Genomic DNA, 24,679 nt, shown 5'->3' on the forward strand with positions numbered 1-24,679 from the left:
CGTTTGCAATCTAAAACGGAGGAGCAACGAAAGTGTGATTTCAGGCCTCAAGCGAGATTGGAGGGCGGTCTCCCCCCAAAAGAGCGCACTTGGGGCCCTTGATAGATTGCGCTCGGCTTCTATCTGACATATTAGAGTTCGAATGTAATCTAAAAATGGAGGATGCTGATGCGAGTAAGTCGCGTTCAGGCTGCGGAGAACCGCCAAACCGTGATCAATGTGGCAAGCCGCCTCTTCAGGGAGCGCGGCTTTGATGGCATCGGGCTCAAGGATCTGATGGAGGCGGCCGGGCTAACCCAGGGCGCCTTCTACAAGCAATTCGCGTCAAAAGAGGATTTGGCGATAGAAGCGTCCAGGCGCGCGTTGGAAAGTGCGTCCCATCGATGGTCGGACGCGGCCGAGCAGAATCCGGACGATCCGCTTGGCGCGGTGATTGCGTTCTACCTCAGCGGCGACCATCGCGAAGAAAGGATGGACGGCTGCCCGATCGTGGCGCTCGGCTCAGATGCTGCCCGACAGGGCCCCGACGTGAAGGCGGCCTTCGAAGCGGGAATCAAGGCGCATCTCGACGTGCTCGGCCGCTTCATTGCCGAGACCGGCGGCGAGGCGTCCCGCGGCAAGGCCATGGCCATTCTCTCAACCATGGTCGGCGCGGTGATGCTATCGCGCGTCGTCAACGACCCTGATCTGGCTCAGGCGCTTTTGGATGCAGCGGTCGAACAGGTTCGCGACGCCGCTGCCGTTTGAAAGATCACCCCTTAAAGCACAGAGAGATCGAATGCTTAGCCCGAGTGACATCAAGCCAAGTCTGCTCAAGATATCCGACACGCTGAGCGTACGTTTTCAAAAGACCGGCAACGGGCCTCCGCTGCTCCTCATACATACGATCCGGACGCAGCTCGAATATTTCCGCAGTCTTGCCCCCCTTCTCGCCGGATCGCACACGGTGTACGCCATTGACCTTCCAGGCCATGGACACTCACCAATAGATTCAACTGCGAGCTTTGACGAACCCTACTTCAGGCGGGCTGTCATTGGCTTCATCGGCGAGCTCGATCTCTCGAACGTCACGATCGTGGGCGAGTCGATCGGCGGGGCACTGGCCCTCACGGTGGCGGCGTCGCTTCCACAGCGCGTGAAGCGGGTCTATGCGATCAACCCTTACGACTACGAGACCCGCTACGGGGACGGGATTCGACGCGGCAACTGGCTCGCGAATTTCATCATCGGAAGTTTGCAGATCCCGGTGCTCGGCGCGGTGAATGCGTCGCTCGAAAACAAGATGATCCTCGGCAAGATCATGGGCGGGGGATATCACGATCCCCGCAGGCTGCCGGCCGATCTGCTCGCCGAGTTCGACGAAGTCGCCCACCGTCCGGGATACAAGCGGATCGCACGCAAGGTGCTGGCTGGTTGGCGATCCTGGAGCAAGGCCCGCGACTACTATCGGCAGATCTCGGCTCCGGTGACGCTCATTTATGGCGACAGCGACTGGTCTCGGCCGAATGAGCGCGAACGCACGCGGTCGCTGATCCCTGCTGCGCAGATGGTGGCGCTCAAGAATACCGGCCACTTCTCAGCTGTTGAGAATCCGTCGGAACTGGCTCGCGTAATATTGGGGCAGATTGATCGCGATGATGTGCGTGGTTAACAAGCACAATTTCGCTACTTATCGGCTGGCGGAGCGGGTGCGGACCTGGCGCCGCATCGAAATGCGGTGAGTGCGGCCCTCGAACAGCGTCACGCCGGCGTTCGCAAGCTTTGGCACGAAATACTCGGAAGCATCGGCATCCACGCACCCCGAATCGAATGATTGGAAGCCTTGATGCAGATCAAGGGAGAGCAATCGTCGAGCTCCAACATCCGCGCATTGCCGCCCTTCTACCCATCGTCGGCCGACCGGGAGTTTCAATCATGAAGGCCGTTTCCGTCGAAGAAGCCGTTGCGATGATCCCGGCGGGCGCCAGCGTCATGATTGGCGGATTCATGGGAGTCGGGACTCCGGAGCGGCTGCTCGACGAAGTCGTTCGCCAGAAGAAGGCAGGCCTGACTTTGATCTCGAACGACGCGGCGACGCCCGGCAAGGGCGTCGGCAAGCTGTTCGATCAGGCGTTGGTATCAAAGCTGACGGCAACGCATATCGGCCTCAATCCGAAGGCGCAGCAGCAAATGCTGGCCAACCAGATCGCCGTCGATCTCGTTCCGCAAGGCACGTTCGTCGAACGCATCCGGGCCGGCGGATGCGGCCTCGGCGGCGTGCTGACGCCCACGGGCGTCGGAACGCTGGTTGCCGAAGGCAAGCGTCAGATCGAAGTCGACGGCAAGCCATTCCTGCTGGAAACGGCGCTGCGGGCGCAATTCGCATTGGTGCACGCCTTCCTCGCCGATTATCTCGGCAACCTCGCCTACGCGCTCACTTCGCGCAATTTCAACCCGGTCATGGCGATGGCGGCGGACACCGTCATCGTGACGGCCGAGCACATTGTGCCCGTTGGCGTGATTGCGCCCGATCACGTCGTCACCCCCGCACCGCTCGTCGACTATCTCATCACCAACGGGTGACATCATGGATCCCCAGATCATCATCGCCCGGCGCGTCGCCAAGGAGTTGAGGAGCGGCAATCTCGTCAATCTCGGTATCGGCATTCCGACGCTGGTCGCGAACTACGTGCCGTCCGATCTGAAAGTCTTCTTCCAGTCGGAGAATGGATTGATCGGCACCGGGCCGATTCCAGAGCAGGGCATGGCCCATCCAACACTGACCGATGCCGGCGGGCGCCCGATCAGTGCGCTGCCGGGCGCCTCCACCTTCGATAGCGCAATGTCGTTCGGATTGATCCGCGGCGGCCACGTCGATGTCACCGTGCTCGGTGGCCTTCAGGTCGATGCACAAGGCCATCTGGCCAATTGGATGATCCCTGGCAAGATGGTGCCAGGCATGGGTGGCGCAATGGACCTCGTCAGCGGCGCCAAACGCGTGATCGTCGCCATGCAGCACGCGGCGAAGGGCAAGTCCAAGATCGTGGCAAAATGCTCCTTGCCGCTGACCTCGGCGCGTCCTGTGAGTTTGGTCGTGACCGACATGGCCGTGATTGGTTTCCCCGATGGCAAGGCCACGTTGCTCGAAACCGCGCCCGGCATGAGCGTCGGCGAGGTCTTGGCGCTAACGGAGGCCGAGCTCGCCATCCCCGACAGTGTTCCGGAAATGAGACTCTGAGCAGGTTAACTCATGCGGATATTCAGCGACTTCGACGAGATCAAATCTGCCGTCGGCTCCGAGATCGGTGCCAGCGACTGGATCGAGATCACGCAGGACCGCATCAACCAATTCGCCGAGGCGACCTGCGACGAGCAATGGATCCATGTCGACCAGGAGCGCGCGAAGCAAGAGATGCCCGGCGGCAAGACCATCGCCCACGGCCTGCTGTCACTGGCACTGGCCCCACTCTTCATCCGTTCGGTCATCGGCCTGACGGGCCTGCGCAACACGCTCAACTACGGCGCCGACCGGATCAGGTATCTTGCGCCGGTGCCGGCGGCCTCGAAACTGCGCGGCCGCGTCACGATTGCCGAAGCCGAGGACGTGCCGCCGGACGGGCTGCGCGTCAACTATCACCTCGTGATCGAGATCGAGGGCGGCAAGAAGCCTGCTTGCGTCGCCGAGTTGATCGCGCTGCACTATCGCTGAATAAAAAAGTCGAAAAACAACCCCATGCACAGTAGCCATGAGGTTGACGGCATTACGATTTCTTATTTTACGAAAGAAGTTGACCCGTCGGGCAACACAGTGGCAATATGCCATCGTCAGCCCATGGCTCAGACTGCCATGCCCGGCTTGGCAACGCGGCGGCGCGATCAATCGATGATGTGATAGCCGCCGTCGATGTAAAGCACACCACCGGTGATCAGCTTGGCGCCGTCGAGCGCCAGGAACGCTGTGGCATTGCCGACATCATCGATGCTGACGAGGCTGCGCGAGGGAGCTTTCGACTGCGCTTTGTCCATCAGCTCGTCGAATTCGGGAATGCCTGACGCTGCGCGCGTGGCGAGCGGTCCTGGCGAGATCGCGTGGACCCGGATGCCTTTCGGGCCTAATTCGGCGGCAGCGTAACGGACAGAGGCTTCGAGGGCTGCCTTCGCGACGCCCATGATGTTGTAGTTCTCCACCACCATCTGGCTGCCGTAATAGGTCATGGTGAACATCGTGCCGCCGTTCTTCATCAAGGGTTCGGCAAGATGTGCCATTCGCAGGAATGACCAGCAGGAGACGTCCATGGTCTTCAGGAAGCCATCACGGCCGACATCAACGACGCGGCCGTGCAGCGCCTCCTTCGGCGAGAAGGCGATGGAATGAAGCAGGAAATCGAGCTGCCCCCACTCCGATTTGATCCGCTCGAACACCGCTTCAGTCTGGCCTTCAACCATGACGTCGAGCGGCAGGAAGATCGGCGTCCCCAGTGCCTGCGCGAGCGGCTCGACGTGCTTCTTGGCGCGGTCGTTCAGATAAGTGACGGCGAGATCGGCGCCGAGTGCGCGAAACGCCTTGGCGCAGCCCCAGGCGATCGACTGGTCGTTGGCGATGCCGACGACGAGGCCTTTCTTCCCCTTCAGGGCGACTTTGCTGTCCGGATATACTGGAATCATGACACCCTCTCATGTCTGGGGTTGGGCGATTGGCCGTTCATCAGCAGCGACAACGTATGCCGCGCGATCATCAGCTCCTCGTCGGTCGGGATGACGTAGACCGGTATGCGACTGTTCTTCGTCGATATCAGCCGTGCGTGGCGGGCATTCGCGGCTGCATCAAGCGTGGCGCCAAGCCAGCCGAGGTGTGCCGCAACGCGGGCCCGAATGCCGCTCGAGTTCTCTCCGATGCCGGCGGTAAAGACGAACGCGTCAACACCTTGCAGCGCAGCGGCGAGCATCCCGGCGTTGAGGCCAATGCGATAGACGAAATAATCGACTGCCAGCTTCGCTTGCGGATCGGTGCTTGCCTCCAGCTCGCGCATGTCGTTGCTGACGCCGGACAGACCTTTCAATCCGCAATCGCGATAGAGGAAATCCTGCACCTTCGAGGCTGTCATGCCCTTCTCGGACATTAGATACAGCACGACGCCCGGATCGAGCTGGCCGGGGCGCGTGCCCATCGGCAGCCCGTCAAGCGCGGTGAATCCCATGGTGCTCTCGACGCTTTGTCCGCCCTTTATGGCGCACATCGATGCGCCGCTGCCGAGATGGGCGACGATCACGCGCCGTTCTGCGATCTCCGGTGCAGTCTGGGGTAGCGTTCTGGATATGTATTCATAGGAAAGCCCGTGGAAGCCATAGCGCCGCACGCCTTCGGCGTGGAGCTGGTGCGGAATGGCGTAATGATCGGCCAGCGGGCCGTGCGTGCGGTGAAACGCGGTATCGAAGCAGGCGACCTGCGGCACGGTCGGGAAATTGTCCAGGATCGAGCGGATCGGCGCCAGATTGTATGGCTGGTGCAGCGGCGCCAGGGCGACGAAGCGCTCCAGTCGCGCCACCACGCCATGATCGACCAGAACCGGCCGCTCATAGTCCGGTCCACCGTGCACTACGCGATGCCCGACCGCCATGGGATGGATACGAACTTCGTTCCGCAGCCATTCGCCTGCCAGGTTCATCGCCGCCGGAACGTCCGGAATGGCCTCGATCGGATAGGCCCGGTCGGCCATGGGATCGCTGCCCGCGCCGCTCGCCCGCAGGCGCGGGCGGCTGCCGATGCCGTCCACCTGCCCCTTGATCAACCGGCGAAGCGTGCCTTCCCCCTCGATCACGAAGACCTGGAACTTGACGCTCGAGGAGCCGGCGTTGACGACGAGGATGCTGTCCATGGCGGTCACGCCGCAATGGTCGGCGCCTTCTGGCGCCGGGCGTGAGCATAAAGTGCCGCGACCGCACAGGACGCCATCCGCGCCCGCGGACTGTCCGCACGCGAGGTCAGGACAACCGGCACGCGCGCGCCGAGCACAATGCCGGCGCCGTCGGCCTTGGCGAAATAGGCGAGATTCTTAGCGAGCATGTTGCCCGATTCAAGGTCAGGCACGACCAGGATCTGTGCCCGGCCGGCGACCTCGGATTTGATGCCCTTGATCCGCGCGGACTCCAGGTCGATCGCATTGTCGAACGCCAGCGGCCCGTCGAGCACGCCGCCGGTGATCTGTCCGCGGTCCGCCATCTTGCAGAGCGCCGCGGCCTCGATCGTGGATGGGATTTTCGATGTGACTGTTTCGACCGCAGAGAGGATGGCGACCCGCGGCGACTGGCCGAAGCCGGCCTGGTTGTAGAGGTCGATCGCATTCTGGATGATGTCCCGCTTGGCATCCAGATCGGGAAAGATGTTGATGGCGGCGTCAGTGACAAAGATGGTCTCGGCATAGGCCGGCACGTCCATGACGAAAACGTGGCTTATACGCCGATCCGTCCGCAAGCCTCCGGCCTTCGCGGTGACGGCCCGCATTAACTCATCGGTGTGCAGGCTGCCCTTCATCAGCAGTTCGCCGCGGGCGGCGTGGATCAATTCGACGCCCTTCGCCGCGGCATCGTCGCTGTGAGCGGCATCGACGATTTCATAGCCGGAAATGTCCAGTGCGAACCTGGCGGCCGTATCCCTGATCTTCCGTTCCGGCCCGACCAGCAGGGGCCGGATGATGCCGGCCGCCGCGCTGTCGACCGCGCCCCGCATCGATGTCTCGTCGCAGGGATGCACGACGACGGTCGGCGCCGGCGGGATCGCCTTGGCCGCGGCGATCAGGCGATCATACTTGCTGGGAGAGTGCGTGGCCGTCGCATCTAGTGGCATGATGTCGCTCCCGATCGTTGCAACTCGCGCTACGAGGCCCTCGCTTTCGGATCGAAAGGGGCAACGTTCGACGCCTTGTCGGCATCTTCCATTGTGTCGATGCCAAACAGGCCGGCGACCTGCCGCAGGCGGATTGCGCGCTCGCCCGTGACATCCTCACTGGCCGAAAGCACCTGCTCGATCGCCTCGAAAGCCCCGCGGCGACGATTCATGTCGTCAGGCAGCAGCTTCGGAATAGCGCCGAGCGCCCCGTCACGATCGAGCAGCAGCATGAAGAACTGCTCCCGCACCAGCATTTTGAATTCGGCAAGGCTCATGCGTGCGCCACCATGTTTGCGGCGAATCTGGCGCAAAGCCTCGATACTTCGTTCGTCGACCATCCCCCGCGCCGAGCCGACATAGAGCAAGGCGCGCAGCGCCGCTTCACGAAGGCCGCCCTCGCCGATCCGCGACTTCAGATTGTCGATGCGCTTTTCGAGCATGGCGCGATGCTCGACGGACATTTCACGCCGCCGGGATGGCACGGAAGTGGGATCAATTCCGACTGCGGCCTGCAGCGCCGGCGACCCGTAGACGCTGAGGAAGATCGCTTCGCTGAGCGCCTCCTGTGAATCGCGCCAGCTGTCCAGGGCATGCACGATCTGCTTCGACATCTGCTCCTGGAACGCCAGGAATGGATTGTCCCTCGCGACCGGCTTGCGCTCCTCGACGGCCTTCTCGGCCAACGATTTCACCATCGCCATATAGGGATTCCGGTTGCTGAAGAGCTCGTATTGCAGCCGCAGCGGGTGCATGTTGTGGGCCCATTCGGCCATCTGGGGCGTCACCATGGCCTTGATCCATGGCTGAAGAAATTTCTGGTACGCCGCCAGATTGATCTCCGAGACGCGTTTGGCCGTGGCAAAGCGCCGCTCGTCCTCGGGCGAGTTGCCCCCCATGGCGCGGATATCATCGAGGGTCCGCGCCTCGCAGCGCATTACCCACTGGCCGACCACCAGATCCGAACTCGCGGTGTCCTCGCCTTTCGCCTCGAAGGTGGCTTCATAGAGCCCGGGTGGAAGAACGTCGATCAGGTCGATGTTGCTGGAAAACTCGGCATGTTCCTTCTTGGCAACGCCACCGGAGACGAAAATACCGAGATGACCGATGCTCTTGTGCACGGTGTAGACGATGGTCTGCCCATAGGCCCTGATCTCGTCGACGTCGGCGTAGCAATCCAGGATCCAATGCAGTGCCTGTTGCGGTGGCGTGATGTTGTCGCCCTCCGAGCAGAACACCACGATCGGCGACCTGATGTTGCGGAGATCGACCTTGCGGCCGTCGGACAATTCGATGTTGCCTGCCGCAAGATTGTTGCCGACGAACAGCTCGTCGACGATGAACTGGATCTCCGCGGCGTTCAGATTGACGTGGCCGCCCCACCAACGCTCGAATTCGAGATAACGCTCTGCCTCGGTGTCGACCTTCGAATAGACGTTGTACTGCTTGGTCCACAGCGTGTTTGACGGGTTCTGGCTCTCAAAATTCTGCACTAGCCAGGCGCCGTCGAATTTGCCGGCGCCGAGATCGCTGGTGAGCGCCGTGAGCCAACTCCCGCCCAAGAGGCCTCCGGAGTAGCGCATTGGATATTTTCCGCGCACGCCGGCCCAATAGCTGAGCGGCGCACCGGCGATGATCAGCGGCCCGAACAGTTCTGGACGCAGCGAGGCCAGGATCATGACGGCCCATCCGGCCTGGCAATTGCCGATCACACAGGGCTTGCCGTCGGCATCCGGGTGAAGGCTCATGACCTTTTCGATGAATATGGCTTCTGCACGCGCGATACGCTCAATGGTCTGACCGGGCATCGGATCCGGCAGAAATCCGATGAAATAGCAGGGATGGCCTGCTTTCATTGCCACGCCGATCTCGCTGTCCGCCTTGAAGCCGCCGATGCCGGGGCCGTGGCCCGCGCGCGGATCGACCACAATGAAAGGCCGACGGTTCATGTCGATCTCGACATTGTCCGGCGGAACGATGCGCACCAGCACGTAATTGACCGGCTCGACGAGTTTGCGGCCGTCCATGATCAGTTCGGCCGCATATTGGAGAACATGCGGCGCCGTTTGCGCGAGGTGTTCCCTGTACTGATCACCGCGCCGGCGCATGATATCCAGGAACAGGACAGTGCGTTGTCCCGCATCGACCAAATATTCGATCGCCGAGGCGAACGGCCCCGACATTGGACCGCCCGGAATTTGCACCTTGTCTATTGACATGTTTTCGACCTCTTTGTCGGGTTCGACAATTGACGGCGCCGGGCAAGGACGAACGTTGATCTAGGTCAAGATGATCTGCACGCTCGAAGGACTCTTATCCTGCAATCGAGTTCATGAGACACGGCTCACTTGACGAGCTGATTTCGCCGGACGACATCGGCATGTCACAAATCGCAAGTTACAGCGCGCAAGCTGTACTGAAGGACGGAACTCCGGTCCAGATCCGCGCGCTTCGAGCGAGCGACGAGGCGGATATGCTCGCTGCCATCGAGCGCACCGGGCCGAGCTCGCTCCAGAGCCGGTTCTTCGTCATGAAGCGATACTTCTCGGAGAAGGAACGCGCCTTCTTCATGGACGTGGATTTCAGCAATCACGTTGCGCTGGCCGCCCTCGTCGAAGAACAGGGTCGTCTCACCATCATCGGCGGCGGGCGATATATCGTCACAGATCCCGGACGGGCCGAGATGGCCTTCGTAGTGGTGGATGCCTGGCAAGGCCGCGGGATCGGCTCCCTGCTGCTGCGGCACCTCATCGACATCGCGCAAGAGCATGGGATGCAAGAGCTTACGGCCGAGGTTCTGTCCGACAACGCGCCCATGCGCGGCGTGTTCGCGAAGTCAGGCTTCAAGCCTGCGAGAAGCGATGATCCGAGGACAGTACGCCTGACTCTCACTCTTGGATCCGCGCGCCCGGCTTGAGCTTCATCTCAAGGCGATCGTGATCTGACTGATATTGGCCGCCAGCTCGAGTCCCGCCTTCGGGCCCTGCAGCACCATCGTCACGCCCTTTTCGTTGCGAAGGTGAACGCCGCTGACGCCGCCGACCAGCGCAAAACCGCCACCGACGGAGCTGTAGGTCCCAGCGAAGTCACTGATCTCGCGGATGCCCGAGGCCCAGCCGTCGAGACGGCCGACCGTGGCGCCGACCGTGATGCCGAAACTCAGGCCGCTGATCTTGAACGGATAGGTCTTACCGCGGTACGTCAGCACGCCGTTGCCGGCGCCACCGCCGACGAGGAGACCGGCCTTGACGATCTTGGCACTGACGTGACCGGCCGCTTGCGCAAAAGATGGCGTCGCCGGCATGGTCAGCCCGAGTGCCAGCAGCAGGAGCGCGATCAGGCGAAATGCGCGCCGGTGCGCGCGCCGTTCACGGTTTTTGGGCATCGACCTTCTTCCAGGTCTCGTCGGGATCGAATAGCGTGATCCGCTCGGCGATGAAGGCCGTGCGCTTGCCGATATCCTTCTGGTAAACGGTGCCGGCATGGTTGACCAGAAACGTCATCACGCCCGAATTGCCGTACTCCGCCGGCCAGGCGATCAAGGCGAAGCCGCCGATCATCTTGCCCTTGACGACGTAGTTGAGCGCGCCGCCGGGTGCGTCCCGCCCCTGGCCTTTGAGGATGCGGAAGTAGTAGCCATGATAGGGCGCAGGTCCGACATCGCCCGCGCGATAGCCCTCCTTCGAGGCTTCGGCCGCCAGCGCGCCGAGCGGGCTCGGGTCGCTGTCGTCGCGCCAGAACAGGCCGTCCTTCTTGCCGGGCGATGAAACGATGCGCTGCGCATAGACGCCGGCGCCTTCGCCGCGGTCCTTGTCGGCATATTCGTTCTGCGCGTCGACAAAGGCGAGCGCGGTCTGGATTGCGTCGAGCTCGTTGCGGCCGATGCGACGGCGCAGCACCTCGATCCGTCCCTCGTCGGTGTCGAACTCCCAACCGCTCTTGGTGTTGACCAGCGGAATCGGGAACGGGAAATCGTCCGGCCCCAGCATCAGGGTCGCAGTCTTGTTGCCCTCGGCCTTGATGCCGTGCTTGGCGTCATACATCGACGAGAAGCGCTGGCGGATGTCGTTGTCAGCGATCTCGTCGCCGGACGAGACGATATCTTCGGCAGCGCGCCCAAGCACCTTCAGAATGTCGCTTGGTCCGCTCTTGACTGCGGCCGCAAGCGCAGCCGCCGCGTCCTCCGGCGTCTTGTAGGATTGCTGTGCCTGTGACGCAGAGCCAAGAAGCGCCAGCGCCATGATGCCCGGCAACACCGCGCGGCGGAACGATTTCAGGCCCGTCATGGCGTCACCTCCGCAGGAATCTTCGCGCCGCCGGCGAGCCATTCAGCATAGCTGCGGAATGTCAGCCCGAGTTTTTCGTAATGGACACGCAGATATCCATCGCTGCCACGGGTCACGGCGGCAGGCATCACCTGCTCGACTTCCTGCGCCATCACGCCGACATAGGCCTTGTCGCTGCCGATGTAGCTGAAGCGATAGTAGCCGAGGCCGTTTGAGAGCTGACCGAGCAGCACAACGTCGTGCTTCAGCGCGATATCGGAGCGCCGGCCGCCGCCACCGCCGCGGAAGCCGCCTCCTCCGCCGCCACCACGGAAACCGCCGCCACCATGCATGGCCATTCCGCCACCACCGCCCCGCCCGGCAAAGCCACCGCCGCCGCCACCGCGCGGCATGCTTGCCATACTCGAACGCCCGCGCGCCGATGCCGCGGCCGCCGATCGGCCGGAGGAAACGTTCATTGCCCCGCCGCGGTTGCCGCTACCGCCACGATTGGCGGCAGCACCGCCGCCGGCTCGATTGGCAGCCTTGGCGCGATCTCCGCCGCCCTTGTTTGCGCCCTTGGCCCGGTCGCCGCCGCCCTTGGCACGATCCGCGGCCCCAGCGCGATCGCCACCGCCGGGCCGATCGCCGCGGTTGCCCGCACGGTCACCTGCGCGATCACCCGGACCCCCACGATCACCGGCACGGTCGCCCGCCCGATCTCCCGCACCTTGATTGGGTCGCAAGACCTGATTTCCGTCACGACCGCGGAAATCCATCCGGTCCGACACGCCGGCCTTCAGATTGTTGTTGCCGAAGCGCTGCTGAACGTTGGTGTTGTTGTAGCGAACGCCCTGGCGATGCGCCGGATTGTGCTGCCAGCCATTGCCGATGTTGGTGGTGCGATGGTTGACGTAGACATTGCGGTTGCCCCAGTTGCAGCCGCCGCCCCAGTAATTGCCCCAGCGTCCGATCGCCCAAGCGGTGCCGAAGGCGATTCCGGCCGCAACCATGCCGGCGCCGATATAGGACGGATAGCCCCAATAGTACGGCGGATACTCGGCATAGGGCCAGCTGCCGTAGACCGTCGCCGGATCGTAATACGGCACGTACATCGCTGAAGGATCGGCCTGCTGGATCACGACAACCTGCTTGCCTTCCTGGGACTGGACACTGACCTTCTGCTGCTTGGTCGTGACCAGCTTCTTGTTGTCATAGGCCTTGGTGCGCAGACGCTGGATCGCGTCCATCACATCGGGTTGCTGCGCGAGAAAGGCGTCGCCGAGTTTCTTGGTCCAGTCGAGCTGGTCGCTCATCATAGTCAACACGTCGGCAGTGCTGGCCAGCGCCTTGACGCTGTCGTCCCAGCTCTGCTTGTCGACCTCCGTCTTGAGCGCATCACCCTTGAGCTGCTTGCGCCCCTTCAGCCAGCGGTCGGCTTGCACCACCTCCAGCGGATAAGTTGAGGCCGCCAGCACGTTGGCCAGCAGCTCGTCGGGATAGAGCGCGATCGGCGCGACGAGGGCCTCAAGTTGCTCGGGCTTCAAGAGCTCGGCAGTCGCCGCAGGCGGGCTCGCTGATTGCGCCTGCGGATTTGGGGCTGCAGGTGTCGTTGTGGTCTGCGCCGTTGCAGCGACCGAAGTCGCCATTACGAGCGCAAGCGCCATCAGGGTCTTGCCACAGCGAAACATCACATCCTCCCTCAGACTTCCAATGTGGGAAGATCAGGCCGGAGCGCAGGCGTTTGTTGATCGAGATCAACGAAACGAATTCGTCGCGGCTGCTGCAGCGCGAGGACGCACGATCATCCGCCCAGATTTTAGGCCAGGACGACTTTCCCCCACCGATCCAGAGGCATGATCATCAAAGTACCGCCTGTCAGCGGGCGATCGGAAGCCGGATCGTGAACAGGGCTCCGCCAGCGAGCTGGTTCGCCGCGACAATTGCGCCGTGATGGGCCTCGATGATGGTTCTGGCGATCGCGAGTCCCATGCCCATGCCTTGCGGCTTGGTCGTGAAGAACGGATCGAAGACGTTTGCGAGATCTGAGGCCGCTATTCCGGGTCCGGTATCGGCGATCCTGATCTCGGCCTGATTGCCGGCACGGAGGGTTGAAACGCTGACCTCGCGCTTTCCGGTGTCCGCATCGGAGATCGCATCCATCGCATTGATGATCAGGTTGAGGATGATCTGCTGAAGCTGGACCGGATCGCCCTTGACGCGCAGATCGGCCAGCACAGGCATGTAGATCAGCGTGATCCGGCGTCCGTCGGCGACGGCCTTCACAAGGCCGATCGCTTCGCGGACCGTATCGTTGAGCTCGATGTCCTTGACCTCAAACGGCGTCTTTCTCAGAACGCTGCGCAGCCTGCGGATCACCTCGCTTGCACGTTGATCGTCACGTCTGATGTCGGCAAGAATCTGACGAATCTCGTTGATGTCCGGCGAACTGGCCTTGAGCATCAGCTCAGCCGTCTCGGCATTAGTCAGGATGGAGCCGAGCGGCTGGTTCAATTCATGGGCAATCGAGGTCGTGAGCTCGCCGACAGTCGAATAGCGATTGACGTGGGCCAGCTCTGTGAGCCGCTGGCGCGATTCCACTTCGGCGACGCGGCGGCGGCGACGCTCGTGCAGCAACCCGCTGATGAGACCTGCCTGTACCAGAAATACCGCCGCGATCATCAACATCTGCCAACGATAGCGCACCCAGATGTTCGGCTCGCGAAACAGGATCTCGCTGCCGGGAGGCAAACGACTCTCGCTGATGCCCCAGCGCTGCAATTCCCGCCAATCATATCTCGGCGCAGCGAAGCCGATCGGCTCATAATGGATGCTCGCCGGTTTCGCGCCGCCGAGAACGCCGAGCGCGGCGGTGACGGTCCTCGAACTCGTGTCCGCAATCAAATGCATCGGCCCACCGACCGTGCTGTTACCGAAGAACGGCTCCTGGTAGGAGAAGATCGGAGCATTCGCGACTGCGTGCAGGCTGCGCAAGGCGATGTCGCTCTCGTGGACGACCCCAGCCGCATCGACCGACATCAGGCCCCAAAACAGCACAGTGTGCGGCGGGAGTTTTGATGCGCGTTTCAGTATTTCCTCGAACGACAAATCCGAATACCAGACGAGCTCTACCCGCTCGCCGAAAGATTTCAGCTCCCGCTTCACCTCCTCTAGCCAAAACTTCTCGAGCGGCGAGGCACCGATGACGACCGCAACCGACCTGGTGTCCGGCAGAACCTGAAGGATGTTGTCGAAGGCCGCCACGAAATCGTTCCGGATCGCCACGACGACATCGTTGTCGCCGAGATCGGCGCGATTGATCAGTCGATGCTCGACTGCAGAGAGAATCAACGGCGTGTGGGGGAACAGTCTGGCGCGGTATTTCTGCGCAAACCGCGCGGCAGGCGCGCCGATGCTCAACACGATGTCGGGCATCGCGCCCTGGTACAGCGAGTGCAGATACTCGACGAAAGGCGCCTCGGGACCAGGATTGTTGAAGCGCGCGGTGAGCAGCGCGTGCTCCTGGATATCGAGCGGCCAGGGCGATTGCCGCTCCAGTTCGGCCTTGATGTCACGCGCATACTCACTCCACGGCCGAAACTCGCGACCGAAGGAATGCAACACCAGCACGCGCTTGAGCTCGCCGCGCAGACTTCGCTCGACGGCCCCGGCCCGCTCGGGCGACAGGCACTCGGCAACGAGCAGGCCGAGACAGAGTAACGCGGCCACGAGCCGCGGCCTCACCCCGTTAATGGACGCGCCCCCGCTCATGCTACACCCTCGCAGCTTCCGGCAGCTGCTTTCCAGGCAATTTTAGCGGGGATTGCACCGCACGGACAGCCCCGAGGCGGGCCTCAGCACCGCGTGACGACCCGCCCATAAGCGTCCACGACCTGCGCGCAGGAGGGCGCATAATAGGCCCCGGCGGCTCCCGCCGCGGCGCCAACCGCAACCGCCCGGCGCGTCGTTCGACGCGCGACGCCGGCATAGCTCATGGGCGTGAGGGGGCGTCCCACCCTCGCCTGCGCCTCCGAAAGAAAGCCGCTCTCGTCGATACGCGGCGCATCGCTCCAGGACAGTCCGGCGGCAAAAGCGACCATTGCAGCCGCGCCGATCAAGGTTTTCCGCAGCATGATCATTTCTTGGCTCCTGTCGGTGTGCCCGGAGGAAGTTCGTCGAAATCCGCCATCGCGACCGAGTTGATGTCGACCTTGGTGGTGCCGGCTGGCGCCTTGAATACAAACGTATCCTCGGCAAAGGCGTCGATCTTCCAGTCTCTGGTCCGCAACGTGTATTGCGGTGCGCCCGTGACCGTTTTGCTGGTGATCACGTATTTGCGCGGCACCGGCTTTGCACCCGTTTCGATCCAGATCTGCCAGTCCGTGTCGGCCGTGCGAAATGCGAGATGCTCGCATTCGACGCCGTCGATCACGCCCTGCCCGACATGCTTGCCGTCGGCGGCCGTGGCCATCAGCTCCTCGAATGCGTTGGTGAGCAGCAAATCGGTACCGGGCATGCCGAGTCCGGAATGGGTCTGCATCTCAGTGATCATCTGATCCACCGTGCCTGCCATCTCGGCCTGCATGTAGGATTTGGCATCGTTGCCGTAGAGCGAGACGGTCTTTCCGTCATAGACCAGCTCGACATCGGCATAGCCGCCGGTGCGCCTGACGCGCAGCTTGTCGGGCCGCCCCAGCTTGAACTGGCCGGAGCTTGCGAACTGGATCTTCTGGAGCTCGGGGGTGATGATCTCGATATCGCTGTCGAATGAGGCGGACAGTGTCGTCTGGCTGCCGAGATAGTCCGTCATCGACTTGAGGATCTTGGCCGGGTCATCCGCACGTGCCGGCGAGGTCGCAGCAAGCAGCAACGCTGCGCCGGTAGCGAACAATGTCCTTCCAAAGCCTGTTATTGGTTTCATTGCGAGTCCTCCTAGAATGAAGGACATTGAAATGCGCTGGCGGTCCGCTTGTTTGACTTGATTCAAAGCTGGCATAACTTGTCGCTAGGGCGCCGGGCAACGGTGATAGCGAATCTCCATGTCCTCCATGCCTGGGAACAGCCGGACGAGGCTGTTTGCATCCAGCTCTTTCAGGCTGAATTGAACGCTGGAGAGCATCATGTCGGTCGCGCAGGCCGCAACCAGGTTGACGGTCGGGCCGTCGTCCTTCCGCGCCTTGATCCGGCAGCGGGCGAACTTGCCGATGATCTGTTCGCCATCGACAATGAAGCCGCCGCCATAAACATCGGACATGTCGGTGAAGCCGAGCTGCATCCCCTTGCGCGCGAACACCTTGGGGCAATTGTCGGAATCGGTCACCCATGCACCGTTGAGGTCGAGAGCAACGGCACGGCCACCCATGACAAGCAGCGGGACCAGCAACGCCGTGCCGAGCGCGACCACCTTCCGTGAACACATATCGTCTTCCTTCCTAGGCCGTTCAATGACCGCTCAGCACAAGTGTCTGGATCGGCAGCAACAGCGCCTGGATACGCAGCAGCAGCGCGTGTACGAGGCCGACGCCGTCCACGACGTGCAGCGCGATCTTCCGGCTGGTCGGAGTGTCCTTGGCCGAGATTTCCTCGTGATTGCTGGTGTAGGCATTGACGATGCAGCTGCTGCCGGGTGTGACCCCATCCAGGCCGCCTTTGTAAAGCGGCTCCAGAAATACCAGGATGGTGCCGGGACGGACGGCGTTCTGTGGATCGATCAGCTGCTCGCCGGATCGGAACTGTCCGGCAGCGATGTAGTCCTGCACCGTGGTGATCACCATCGGGATGATCACCCATGGCTTCGAGATGCAGGTCGCTTCCGCCACCATGCCTTCCTTCATCACCTGCGCCTCGATCTGGCCGAAACCGGCCTGAAGCGCCTTGCGGCCAGCACCTTCGGGAACGAGAACGCCTGCGGGGCGCATCAGCTGATTGACAACGTCGCCGGGGCGAACCAGGAACTGCTCGACGCGCCCGTCGACGCCGGCGCGCACGAGGGTCTTGTCGAGATCGACCTGGGCCTGGTCGAGCGCGGCCTCCGCACTGGCCTTCTGTGCCGGCAGCAGGATGGAGACCTGCAAGGATGCCGATTGCTTCGCGGCCGTCGCCGCATCGATGCCGGACTGGCGCTGGTCAACCAGGACCTGGAGCTTGTCGATATCACGTTGCGGGACGATGCCGGGATTGCGACGCTGGAGTTCGCTCTTGACCTCGAGTTCGTCCTTGGCCTGCTGGTAGTTGGCTTTCGCTTCCCCGATCTGCGCCTCGGCCTTGACCACGTCGGCCTGCGCCGTCTGCATGGCGGCGTCGACCTCCGCGACCTTTCGCTTCGCCGTCTCGTAGGCGGCCCGCTGCTTCGAGGCGTCCAGCGTGAACAGCACATCGCCCTTCTTCACCGGAGCAGTGAAGCCGACCTTGACCTCAGCCACGCGGCCCGAGCCTTCGGGCAGGATCGGCACGGTACGGAAATAGAGCGTCGCCGACGACGTAGACGGATGGAAATAGAAGATCATCGTGATCAGCGACACCGTCAGCATCAGGCAGGCGGTGATGCCCCAGCGCAGCTCGTACCAGATCGAGAAGAAGGTGATCTCCTTGCCAAAGCGCTTGCCCTGGGCGTAGCGACGGTAGAGGTAGTCCGGCAGGATCGTGACAAGGGAGCAGATCAGCAGCTCAAGCATGGCTGGGCTCCTTCTCCTTGGCAGACCCGGGCTTTTCCGCTGGAGGCGGCGTAGCCGCAGCGTCTGTCGGGATTTCCTCGCCATTGCCGGCCGGCGTCGCCTCTGCAATCTTCTCGACCGACCCGGCAATGCTGCGCAGCGGTGTGCCGAAATCGGGGAGATCGATCAAAGCCAGCAGGAGCCCCGCAATCCAGAAGATATGCATGTGCGTAAATAGCGAGATCAGACCGAGCACCGCAACGAACTCGAACTGCAATTTTTGCGATTTGTGCGCCATCCGCTCCGGCAGGCTGTGCAGCTTCCAATAGAGCGTGCCGACCCAGAGCACAGTCCCGATCAGAAATATGCCCATCACCACCATCAGCGTATCGGTCCCGCTGCCCGGCGCGAGATAGAATGGCAGATGGTGCGGGGCCATCGGATGAAGCTGGTCGCTCAAACGTCTCTCCCAGTCAAATGCGCATGTGTGCCACTCTGCTCAGACAGGCTTCCGGTTTGCTTGATTTGAATCAAGGGAACGCCCTCCGCCGGGCTTAGCGTTCCTCGGATGCTGATTTGATAACCATCAGGAGCCGCAGCCATGCCCGGCCTCGACGATCTCATCCCCAACGCCGCCCAGATTCGAAAGGAAGCCGCCCTCAAGGAGGCTGAGAAGGCTGACGAATATGTCCGCCTCGCAGCCGCTGCCGAGGCCGAGAAGCGCGCGCTGATCGAGCGCTTGAGCAAACCTTCCGGCAAGACCGAGGAGGAGAAGATCAAGCTCGCCTCGACCATCATCCAGCGTGCGGTGCGAAACGGCCTGACGGAAGTGCTGGTGTATCGTTTTCCCAACTCCCTCTGCACCGACAAAGGCCGCGCTATCAATCAGATGGAAAAGGGCTGGGAGAACACCCTAACCGGCATTCCCAAGGAGATCTTCCAGCTCTGGACCGACTACCTGAAACCACGCGGCTATCGCATTTCCTATCAGATCATCGAGTTCCCTGGCGGTGTGCCCGGCGATATCGGCGTGACCATTTCCTGGGACGATTGACGAGCAACAGGAAGGATCGGCATGGCCAAGGACGTATCTGCGGAGCGGATGAAGCGTAAGGACTACGAGAAGGAGCTTGAAAAGCTCCAGGTCGAGCTGTGCCACCTTCAGGATTATGTGCGGGAGAACAAGCTGCGGGTCATCGTCCTGTTCGAAGGCCGGGACGCCGCCGGCAAGGGTGGAACGATCAAGGCCATCACCGAGAAGGTCAGCCCGCGCGTGTTCCGCGTCGTTGCCCTGCCCGCGCCATCCGACCGTGAGAAGACGCAGCTCTTCTTCCAGCGCTACATGGAGAGATTTCCGGCCGGCGGTGAGATCGTGATCTTCGACCGAAGCTGGTACAATCGCGCCGGCGTGGAATACGTCATGGGCTTCTGCACCCCCGCCGAGCACGAGCGCTTCCTCACGCTGTGCCCGCAGATGGAGAGATACGTCATCGATGGCGGCATCATCTTGATCAAGATCTGGCTCGAAGTGGGCATGGACGAGCAGGAACGCCGCTTCCATGCGCGCATCGATGATCCCGTGCGGCAATGGAAGCTGAGCCCGATGGATCTGGAGTCCTACCGGCGCTGGTACGACTATTCGCGAGCTCGCGATCTGATGCTCAAGCAGACCAGCACCAAGGAAGCGCCGTGGTACATCATCCGCTCCGATGACAAGCGAAAGGCACGGCTGAACTGCATCTCGCATCTCCTCGGCGCGATCCCCTACAAGCGCATCAAGAAGGACACGATCAAGCTGCCGAAGCGCTCCGAGAAGGGACGCTACAACGACCAAGCCAGCCTAAAGGGAATGAATTTCGTCGCCGAGCGATATTGAAACGCGAACGGGCTGCGGTGGCGCAGCCCGTTGCGTGTTCGGATCACTTCAAGCGGATTGTGACGCCGCCGACGGCCGCCGATACTTCCGCGCCGACCCGCGGGCCGCTGAGCTGGAGGATCACGCCATTGCTGTTCTGCAACTGAACGCCACCAGCGCCTGCGGCGACTGCCCCACCCGCTCCCCCCACGGCATAAGAGCCTTCGATGGACGCCGGCCCCTTCAGATTGAGGGCTCGGCCGACGAACTTCGTGGTCGACGCTCCGACCGTCAAGCCGACGCTCATGCCGGACACAGTGAAGGGATATTTCTTGCCCCGGTATAGCAGGACGCCTTCGCCGCCCCCGACACCGACGATAAATCCGCCCTTGGTGAACACGACGGCAACCTGGCCGGTGTCAGCACGCGACGGCGTGCTGACACCGGTAGCGGCTGCGATCGATGCAATCAGGACGGCGCCGATAGTAACTTTCCTCATGATGTTTCCTTCCCCTCTTCTGGTCATTGCGCCAGGATCATTGATCTTGAAGACGTGGAATCCGATCGCCCAGACGATGAACGACGGGATGGTGCAGGCAATGAAACCAACGATAAGGATCTTCAGGGCGAGCGGACCGGTGAGCTGCGCCAAGAGCAGTGCGCGGCCTTGGGCTCTTTGGACATCTGTCTGTCCCGATCCTTGAGGGCGAAGGTGATGCGGGATCGTGAGTGCGGCGCCGGTCGCTCCATTGATCCAAGTCAACGGTCGTGTCCATTCTGATCGGCAATGCCATGCCGTTCGCAACGCAATAGGAAGGCGTCAGACCGTTCGTTGCGCAGTGCTCGCCTGATCATCGCTCAGCAGGCTATCGAGCGACCGCAGCCACTGGCCGCTGTCGGTCTTGGCCGCGAGTCCTTCGGCGCGCAAGAGGTCGCGGAGCTGCGCATGCGCGCCGACGATGCAGAAGGTCACCCTGCGTGACGCAAGTTCGTCGTGGAGATCGTGCAGCATGCGCGCGCCTGCCAGATCGATATAGGGCGACGCCGATAAGTCGCAGGCTACCAGCCGGACGCCCGGCGACCCCCGGAGGGCGATCAGAACGGTTTCCAGGATCGTCTCGGCATTGATGTAGAGCAGTGACGCTTCGGGCCGGAAGGCGATGATTCCAATCAGCGGCTCGACGCCCTCATGCCTCGCACTGTCCGAGTAACGGCCGCTGCCGGGCAAGCGGCCGAGGAATGCGACGTTTGGCCGCGATGCCCGCGCCAGCAGCAGGAAGATCGACGCGATCGATGCCAGCAGAATGCCCTGGAGGATGCCGAGCAGCAGCACGGAGATCAGGGCAATCGCCGCGGCGTAGAAATCGATCCGACTGACCTGCCACATTCGTAGCAGTGCACGAACGTCGACCAGCCTGTAGACGGCGGCGAAGACGATCGCCCCGAGCACCGCCTTGGGGAGATTGGTCAGCAGCCCCGTGAAGAACAATAGGCACAGCCCGAGCGCCACCGAGCAGATCACCAGCGCCAGCGGTGTCCGCGCGCCGGCACTGTCGTTGACGGCCGATTGCGACAGGCCGCCGGCGACGGGATAGACATGGCCTAAGGCAGCGGCGAGGTTCGCCGCGCCCAATCCCAGGAACTCCTGACGGACATCGAGCGGGTAGCCGTGCTTGGCAGCAAAGCTGCGGGCCGCCGATACGCCTTCGATATAGGCCAGCAGCACGCAACCCGCCGCGAGCGGAAACAGATCGTCGAACTCCAGCAGGCCGAATGTCGGGATCCCCAGCGCCGGCAGTCCTTCCGGTATCTTCCCGGTGACGGGCACACCGAGGGCCGGGAGGCCCAGAAGTGTTGCCAGAATGATCGCGAGCGCAACGATGGTGATGCCGACGGGCTTGCCCGGCAAAAGCCGCTCGCCAAGCAGGAGCAATAACAGCGCGACGGCGCCGATCGCGAGCACAAGCGGATCGATGCTGCCCAGCTGACCGACCAGCTTGATGGCGCGATCGAAGAAATTATGGCCGCCACCGGCAACACCGAGGAGGCTCGGCAATTGGCTCATGATGATGGTGAGCCCGGCGCCGGCCTTGAAGCCGACCAGAATGCTGTCGCTGACGAGGCGGACCAGCACACTGAGCTTGAACAGCCAGGCGATGAAGCACAACACGGCCACCGCAAAGGCTGCGAGGCTCGCGATCTGGGCATAACGCAGTGCATCGCCGCCGGCCAGCGCGCCGACGGTGCCGGCGATCATCAGGGAAATCGCCGAGGTCGGGCCGATCGCAAGCTGCCGCGATGACCCCAACAAGGCGTAGCCGATGCCGCCGAGCATGTAGCCATAGACGCCGACTTGCGGCGGCAAGCCGGCGAGCGCGGCATAGGCGAGCGAGACCGGGATGGCATAAGCGGCGAGCGTGATGCCGGCGATCGCGTCGGATGGCAGCCATTCGCGCTTGTAAGCGCCAAGCCAGCCGGCCGGCGGAAAGAACCGCATCCACGTCGGATCGGACGGTGTGTTCATCGACCCTCCTCCGAACGAGACGCTTCGCAGCGCGGCAGCACAATCAACAGCGCGACCACCGGCAGGCCCCAGCGCGAGCGGCGCAACATCCCCAGCGGCGCGCCCCCGGATGCGACCGCGAAGATGTTCTCGCCCTCGACCTTGACGAACATCGCGGCTGTCGCAAACATTTCATGAGGTCATAGGGCATCGCCTCGTCTCTGCCGAGCCTTGATCTGGATCAAGCAATGTCCCCGCACCGCCAATCAAATCGCACCAACGCGCCGGGGGAACGCGACCATGGAAACCGTCAGGTGGATCATCACCGCCGCACCGGAAATCTTCCTGCTGCTGGCGATTGCGATCGGCACCATCCTCGGCTGCATCAGGGCTCGCGGCTTCTCGATCGGCATCACCGCCTGGTGCTCGGCGTCGCCGTGCCCTACGCGGTCGGCAACGTCGTGCTGACGGTGCTCGGTCCGATCGTGGTGGCCGCAACGTTTTCGGGATGAGGGAGGTCGCGATGCATCGCATGCCTGCATTGCTCCAGGCTCTTGCGACCACCCTCCTCGTCCTTCTCGTCGTCGCATCGCCCGTGCGCGCCGAGGACGAGGTCCGCATCCAGGAAGAAGTCTGGGCACTCCCGCTGCCGCTGCCGATGTTCGCCTATCTGGTGCGCCCGGTCGGCGACGGCCCCTTCCCGCTGGTGATCATGAACCATGGCGTCTCGCTCAACCCGACTGATCGCAGCTTCTTTCCATTGGTGGAATTCCGTGATGCCGCCAAATGGTTCGCCAGGCGCGGCTATCTCGTGGTGGCGCCGGTCGGCAGCGGTTATGGCGCACAGGCGATCGACATTCCCGAGCGCGCACTGTTTGGCCCGTTCTTCTCCAAAGTCGGTAAGTGCACCAATCCCAACTTTCATGATGCGGGCCTTGCTGTCGCCCAGGTCGATCTCTGGATCATCGACTACCTCGCCGTCGAGAAGCGGATCATCCCGAAGGACGTGATCGTGGTCGGGCAGTCCGCCGGCGGCTGGGCTTCGATCGCCTTGTCGAGCGTGAACTCGCCGCAGGTGAAAGCGATCATCACCTTCGCCGCAGGCCGCGGCGGCCGGGTCGGCGGCAAGCCCAACAACAATTGCGCACCCGACAAGCTGGTCGAGGCCACCGCGGATTTCGGCCGCACCTCGCGCGTGCCGATGCTGTGGATCTACATCGAGAACGACACGTTCTTCGGACCCGATCTGTCCAAGCGCATGCATGCCGCCTTCACCACCGCCGGCGGCCGCGCCGAATATCATCTGATGCCGCCGTTCGGCAATGAAGGTCATTTCTTCATCGGCTCGCCGGACGCGATCCCGCTCTGGTCGCCGCTGGTGACGAGGTTCTTGGATGCGCAGAAGTGATTGCCATATCCCGGAGACGCGACGATGCCTCGCCCTCTTGATTGTCTCTCTGGCCTTTTGATGGTTGCAGCCGTCGGAACAGCCACAGGCTCAGGCGTCGCCGCGCCGAAGGCCGCGCAAGCCGACAAGCCCGCCGAGGTCGCAACGCGCGGCCAGCGCGAAGCAAAGGATATCAGCTATGGCGCTTGGCAGAAACTCTGCTTCAAGGCCGGCGGTGCGCCGATGCTGTGCCGGACTTCGATAACAGGCAAATTCCCGACCGGTCAGACGGCCGTGCGCATCGACCTGATCGAGCGCGAGGACGCTTCCACAGCCCGGCTGCAATTGTTCGTGCCTGTCGGCATGTACCTGCAACAAGCCCCCAAATTGACGGTCGACCACGGCACTCCCTTCCGCGTGCCCTATACCTGGTGTGTCACCAACCTCTGCATCGCAGCCGACGTGGCGGCGCCAAAGACCCTCAAGGAGATGGCATCAGGCAAGGCGCTGACGCTCGAGCTCGTCGATTCGAATCTCCTGGCCCTCACGACCTCGGTTCCGCTGGCTCAGTTCGCGTCCGTGCGCAACGGTGCGCCGGCGAAGACGCTGGAGCAGTATGTCGAGGAGTGAGCGCTCGCGGCCTATGCGACAGTGGCGCGCGTTACCGATTCGATCAGCGATTCTGCGGAAAATGGCTTTGTCAGATAAGCGATGCAGCCCGACGCGATCGCCGCGGTACGGTTCGCGGGGCAATCATTACCGGTTACATAGATCACGGGCGCCATGACGCCGTTCTCAGCCAGTCTTCGCCGTACCTCGATGCCGGACTTTGCGCCAAGATTGATGTCGAGGATGATGCAAATCGCGGTGTAGAACTTGCCATGATCGAGCAAGGCACTCGCAGTGTCGAACAGCGTGGTGTCGAAACCGTACCCTCGCAGAAGTCTGTCCATGCTGGCACGCATGGACGGATCGTCATCGACGACGAAAACGGACTCGCGTAGGGGCAAGGCGATCTGCCTTTCCGGGAGATGACGAACTGCTACGATGGTGGGATACTGGATACGATTGCTCCGCATTTCCGAGCGGACATCTAATGCACTATAGCGCACGGCTCGCCGTGCACTGTCAACACGCCTCAGCATTGTCCTTTG

28 protein-coding genes are annotated in these 24,679 nt (G+C 62.4%); 11 read left to right on the forward strand and 17 right to left on the reverse strand.

Features of this window, described 5'->3' with window-relative positions; all coding sequences use genetic code 11:
• Window positions 1-168: 168 nt before the first annotated feature.
• The 5 genes from BLV07_RS00750 to BLV07_RS00770 all read left to right on the forward strand — a co-directional run bounded on the left by BLV07_RS00750 (window position 169) and on the right by BLV07_RS00770 (window position 3,688).
• Complete coding sequence (locus tag BLV07_RS00750) at window positions 169-747, forward strand: TetR/AcrR family transcriptional regulator (protein ID WP_091880209.1); 579 nt, start codon at window positions 169-171, stop codon at window positions 745-747.
• 31 nt (window positions 748-778) lie between these two features.
• A complete protein-coding gene (locus BLV07_RS00755) occupies window positions 779-1,651 on the forward strand; it encodes an alpha/beta fold hydrolase (protein WP_091878396.1) in 873 nt (290 codons plus the stop codon).
• A gap of 263 nt (window positions 1,652-1,914) precedes the next feature.
• Window positions 1,915-2,562 carry a CoA transferase subunit A gene (locus BLV07_RS00760; RefSeq protein ID WP_091878398.1) on the forward strand — a complete coding sequence of 216 codons (648 nt, stop codon included), beginning with the start codon at window positions 1,915-1,917 and terminating at the stop codon, window positions 2,560-2,562.
• Between the two features lie 4 nt (window positions 2,563-2,566).
• On the forward strand, window positions 2,567-3,217 hold the full coding sequence (locus BLV07_RS00765; RefSeq protein ID WP_091878400.1) for a 3-oxoacid CoA-transferase subunit B: 651 nt from the start codon (window positions 2,567-2,569) through the stop codon (window positions 3,215-3,217).
• Window positions 3,218-3,229: 12 nt separating this feature from the next.
• Window positions 3,230-3,688 (forward strand): MaoC family dehydratase, encoded by a 459-nt coding sequence (locus BLV07_RS00770; protein WP_091878402.1) that lies wholly within the window; start codon window positions 3,230-3,232, stop codon window positions 3,686-3,688.
• Window positions 3,689-3,855: 167 nt separating this feature from the next.
• Here BLV07_RS00770 and fabI read toward each other — a convergent pair whose 3' ends face one another.
• Genes fabI through BLV07_RS00790 form a run of 4 tightly spaced genes read right to left on the reverse strand, consistent with a single transcriptional unit; the run spans window position 3,856 to window position 9,081 of the window.
• Window positions 3,856-4,644, reverse strand: coding sequence for an enoyl-ACP reductase FabI (fabI, locus tag BLV07_RS00775; RefSeq protein WP_091878405.1), 789 nt, complete (start codon window positions 4,642-4,644; stop codon window positions 3,856-3,858).
• A complete protein-coding gene (locus BLV07_RS00780) occupies window positions 4,641-5,855 on the reverse strand; it encodes an acetate/propionate family kinase (RefSeq protein ID WP_091878407.1) in 1,215 nt (404 codons plus the stop codon). Before BLV07_RS00780 ends, fabI begins: the two co-directional genes overlap by 4 nt.
• Before the next feature lie 5 nt (window positions 5,856-5,860).
• Window positions 5,861-6,823, reverse strand: coding sequence for a phosphate acetyltransferase (locus tag BLV07_RS00785; RefSeq protein ID WP_091878409.1), 963 nt, complete (start codon window positions 6,821-6,823; stop codon window positions 5,861-5,863).
• Window positions 6,824-6,852: 29 nt separating this feature from the next.
• Window positions 6,853-9,081: a DUF3141 domain-containing protein gene (locus tag BLV07_RS00790; RefSeq protein WP_091878412.1), complete on the reverse strand. Its 2,229-nt coding sequence runs from the start codon at window positions 9,079-9,081 to the stop codon at window positions 6,853-6,855.
• Window positions 9,082-9,242: 161 nt separating this feature from the next.
• On the opposite strand from BLV07_RS00790, the gene BLV07_RS00795 reads away from it, so the two are divergent.
• Window positions 9,243-9,779 carry a GNAT family N-acetyltransferase gene (locus BLV07_RS00795; protein ID WP_091880212.1) on the forward strand — a complete coding sequence of 179 codons (537 nt, stop codon included), beginning with the start codon at window positions 9,243-9,245 and terminating at the stop codon, window positions 9,777-9,779.
• A 3-nt stretch (window positions 9,780-9,782) separates the two neighbouring features.
• Here the strand turns inward: BLV07_RS00795 and BLV07_RS00800 are convergent, their stop codons facing one another.
• The 9 genes from BLV07_RS00800 to BLV07_RS00840 all read right to left on the reverse strand — a co-directional run bounded on the left by BLV07_RS00800 (window position 9,783) and on the right by BLV07_RS00840 (window position 18,219).
• Window positions 9,783-10,247, reverse strand: a complete 465-nt coding sequence (locus BLV07_RS00800; protein WP_091878414.1) for a hypothetical protein — start codon at window positions 10,245-10,247, stop codon at window positions 9,783-9,785.
• Window positions 10,231-11,148 (reverse strand): DUF2950 domain-containing protein, encoded by a 918-nt coding sequence (locus BLV07_RS00805; RefSeq protein WP_091878416.1) that lies wholly within the window; start codon window positions 11,146-11,148, stop codon window positions 10,231-10,233. Before BLV07_RS00805 ends, BLV07_RS00800 begins: the two co-directional genes overlap by 17 nt.
• Complete coding sequence (locus tag BLV07_RS00810) at window positions 11,145-12,818, reverse strand: DUF3300 domain-containing protein (protein ID WP_091878418.1); 1,674 nt, start codon at window positions 12,816-12,818, stop codon at window positions 11,145-11,147. Before BLV07_RS00810 ends, BLV07_RS00805 begins: the two co-directional genes overlap by 4 nt.
• A gap of 187 nt (window positions 12,819-13,005) precedes the next feature.
• Window positions 13,006-14,898: an ATP-binding protein gene (locus BLV07_RS00815; protein ID WP_091878420.1), complete on the reverse strand. Its 1,893-nt coding sequence runs from the start codon at window positions 14,896-14,898 to the stop codon at window positions 13,006-13,008.
• An 83-nt stretch (window positions 14,899-14,981) separates the two neighbouring features.
• Window positions 14,982-15,260: a hypothetical protein gene (locus BLV07_RS00820; protein WP_474220333.1), complete on the reverse strand. Its 279-nt coding sequence runs from the start codon at window positions 15,258-15,260 to the stop codon at window positions 14,982-14,984.
• Between the two features lie 2 nt (window positions 15,261-15,262).
• Window positions 15,263-16,048 (reverse strand): DUF2092 domain-containing protein, encoded by a 786-nt coding sequence (locus BLV07_RS00825; RefSeq protein WP_091878424.1) that lies wholly within the window; start codon window positions 16,046-16,048, stop codon window positions 15,263-15,265.
• 84 nt (window positions 16,049-16,132) lie between these two features.
• The gene (locus tag BLV07_RS00830; protein WP_244550928.1) at window positions 16,133-16,531 is read right to left on the reverse strand and encodes a hypothetical protein; all 399 of its coding nucleotides are present in this window, start codon (window positions 16,529-16,531) and stop codon (window positions 16,133-16,135) included.
• A gap of 37 nt (window positions 16,532-16,568) precedes the next feature.
• A complete protein-coding gene (locus BLV07_RS00835; protein ID WP_091878428.1) occupies window positions 16,569-17,801 on the reverse strand; it encodes an HlyD family secretion protein in 1,233 nt (410 codons plus the stop codon).
• Window positions 17,794-18,219 carry a hypothetical protein gene (locus tag BLV07_RS00840; RefSeq protein ID WP_091880215.1) on the reverse strand — a complete coding sequence of 142 codons (426 nt, stop codon included), beginning with the start codon at window positions 18,217-18,219 and terminating at the stop codon, window positions 17,794-17,796. Before BLV07_RS00840 ends, BLV07_RS00835 begins: the two co-directional genes overlap by 8 nt.
• Before the next feature lie 162 nt (window positions 18,220-18,381).
• On the opposite strand from BLV07_RS00840, the gene BLV07_RS00845 reads away from it, so the two are divergent.
• Complete coding sequence (locus BLV07_RS00845; RefSeq protein ID WP_091878430.1) at window positions 18,382-18,834, forward strand: hypothetical protein; 453 nt, start codon at window positions 18,382-18,384, stop codon at window positions 18,832-18,834.
• A gap of 21 nt (window positions 18,835-18,855) precedes the next feature.
• Window positions 18,856-19,656, forward strand: a complete 801-nt coding sequence (gene ppk2, locus BLV07_RS00850; RefSeq protein WP_091878432.1) for a polyphosphate kinase 2 — start codon at window positions 18,856-18,858, stop codon at window positions 19,654-19,656.
• A gap of 43 nt (window positions 19,657-19,699) precedes the next feature.
• On the opposite strand, the gene BLV07_RS00855 is transcribed toward ppk2, so the two are convergent.
• The 3 genes from BLV07_RS00855 to BLV07_RS47290 form a co-directional block, all read right to left on the reverse strand.
• A complete protein-coding gene (locus BLV07_RS00855) occupies window positions 19,700-20,134 on the reverse strand; it encodes a hypothetical protein (RefSeq protein ID WP_091880218.1) in 435 nt (144 codons plus the stop codon).
• A 321-nt stretch (window positions 20,135-20,455) separates the two neighbouring features.
• Window positions 20,456-22,159: a SulP family inorganic anion transporter gene (locus BLV07_RS00860; RefSeq protein ID WP_091878435.1), complete on the reverse strand. Its 1,704-nt coding sequence runs from the start codon at window positions 22,157-22,159 to the stop codon at window positions 20,456-20,458.
• Window positions 22,156-22,329: a hypothetical protein gene (locus tag BLV07_RS47290; protein ID WP_210187772.1), complete on the reverse strand. Its 174-nt coding sequence runs from the start codon at window positions 22,327-22,329 to the stop codon at window positions 22,156-22,158. Before BLV07_RS47290 ends, BLV07_RS00860 begins: the two co-directional genes overlap by 4 nt.
• A gap of 123 nt (window positions 22,330-22,452) precedes the next feature.
• Here BLV07_RS47290 and BLV07_RS47295 point away from each other — a divergent pair, with 123 nt between their 5' ends.
• From BLV07_RS47295 to BLV07_RS00870, 3 genes are read left to right on the forward strand one after another with little or no spacing between them, the layout of a single operon-like run.
• The gene (locus BLV07_RS47295; RefSeq protein WP_176945264.1) at window positions 22,453-22,650 is read left to right on the forward strand and encodes a hypothetical protein; all 198 of its coding nucleotides are present in this window, start codon (window positions 22,453-22,455) and stop codon (window positions 22,648-22,650) included.
• A 20-nt stretch (window positions 22,651-22,670) separates the two neighbouring features.
• Window positions 22,671-23,546 carry an alpha/beta hydrolase family protein gene (locus BLV07_RS00865; RefSeq protein ID WP_502689882.1) on the forward strand — a complete coding sequence of 292 codons (876 nt, stop codon included), beginning with the start codon at window positions 22,671-22,673 and terminating at the stop codon, window positions 23,544-23,546.
• A 24-nt stretch (window positions 23,547-23,570) separates the two neighbouring features.
• Window positions 23,571-24,155, forward strand: a complete 585-nt coding sequence (locus BLV07_RS00870; protein WP_091878437.1) for an invasion associated locus B family protein — start codon at window positions 23,571-23,573, stop codon at window positions 24,153-24,155.
• An 11-nt stretch (window positions 24,156-24,166) separates the two neighbouring features.
• On the opposite strand, the gene BLV07_RS00875 is transcribed toward BLV07_RS00870, so the two are convergent.
• Window positions 24,167-24,637 (reverse strand): response regulator, encoded by a 471-nt coding sequence (locus BLV07_RS00875; protein WP_349524035.1) that lies wholly within the window; start codon window positions 24,635-24,637, stop codon window positions 24,167-24,169.
• Window positions 24,638-24,679 lie beyond the last annotated feature (42 nt).

The organism is Bradyrhizobium sp. Rc2d, assembly GCF_900099855.1.
GTDB lineage: Bacteria > Pseudomonadota > Alphaproteobacteria > Rhizobiales > Xanthobacteraceae > Bradyrhizobium.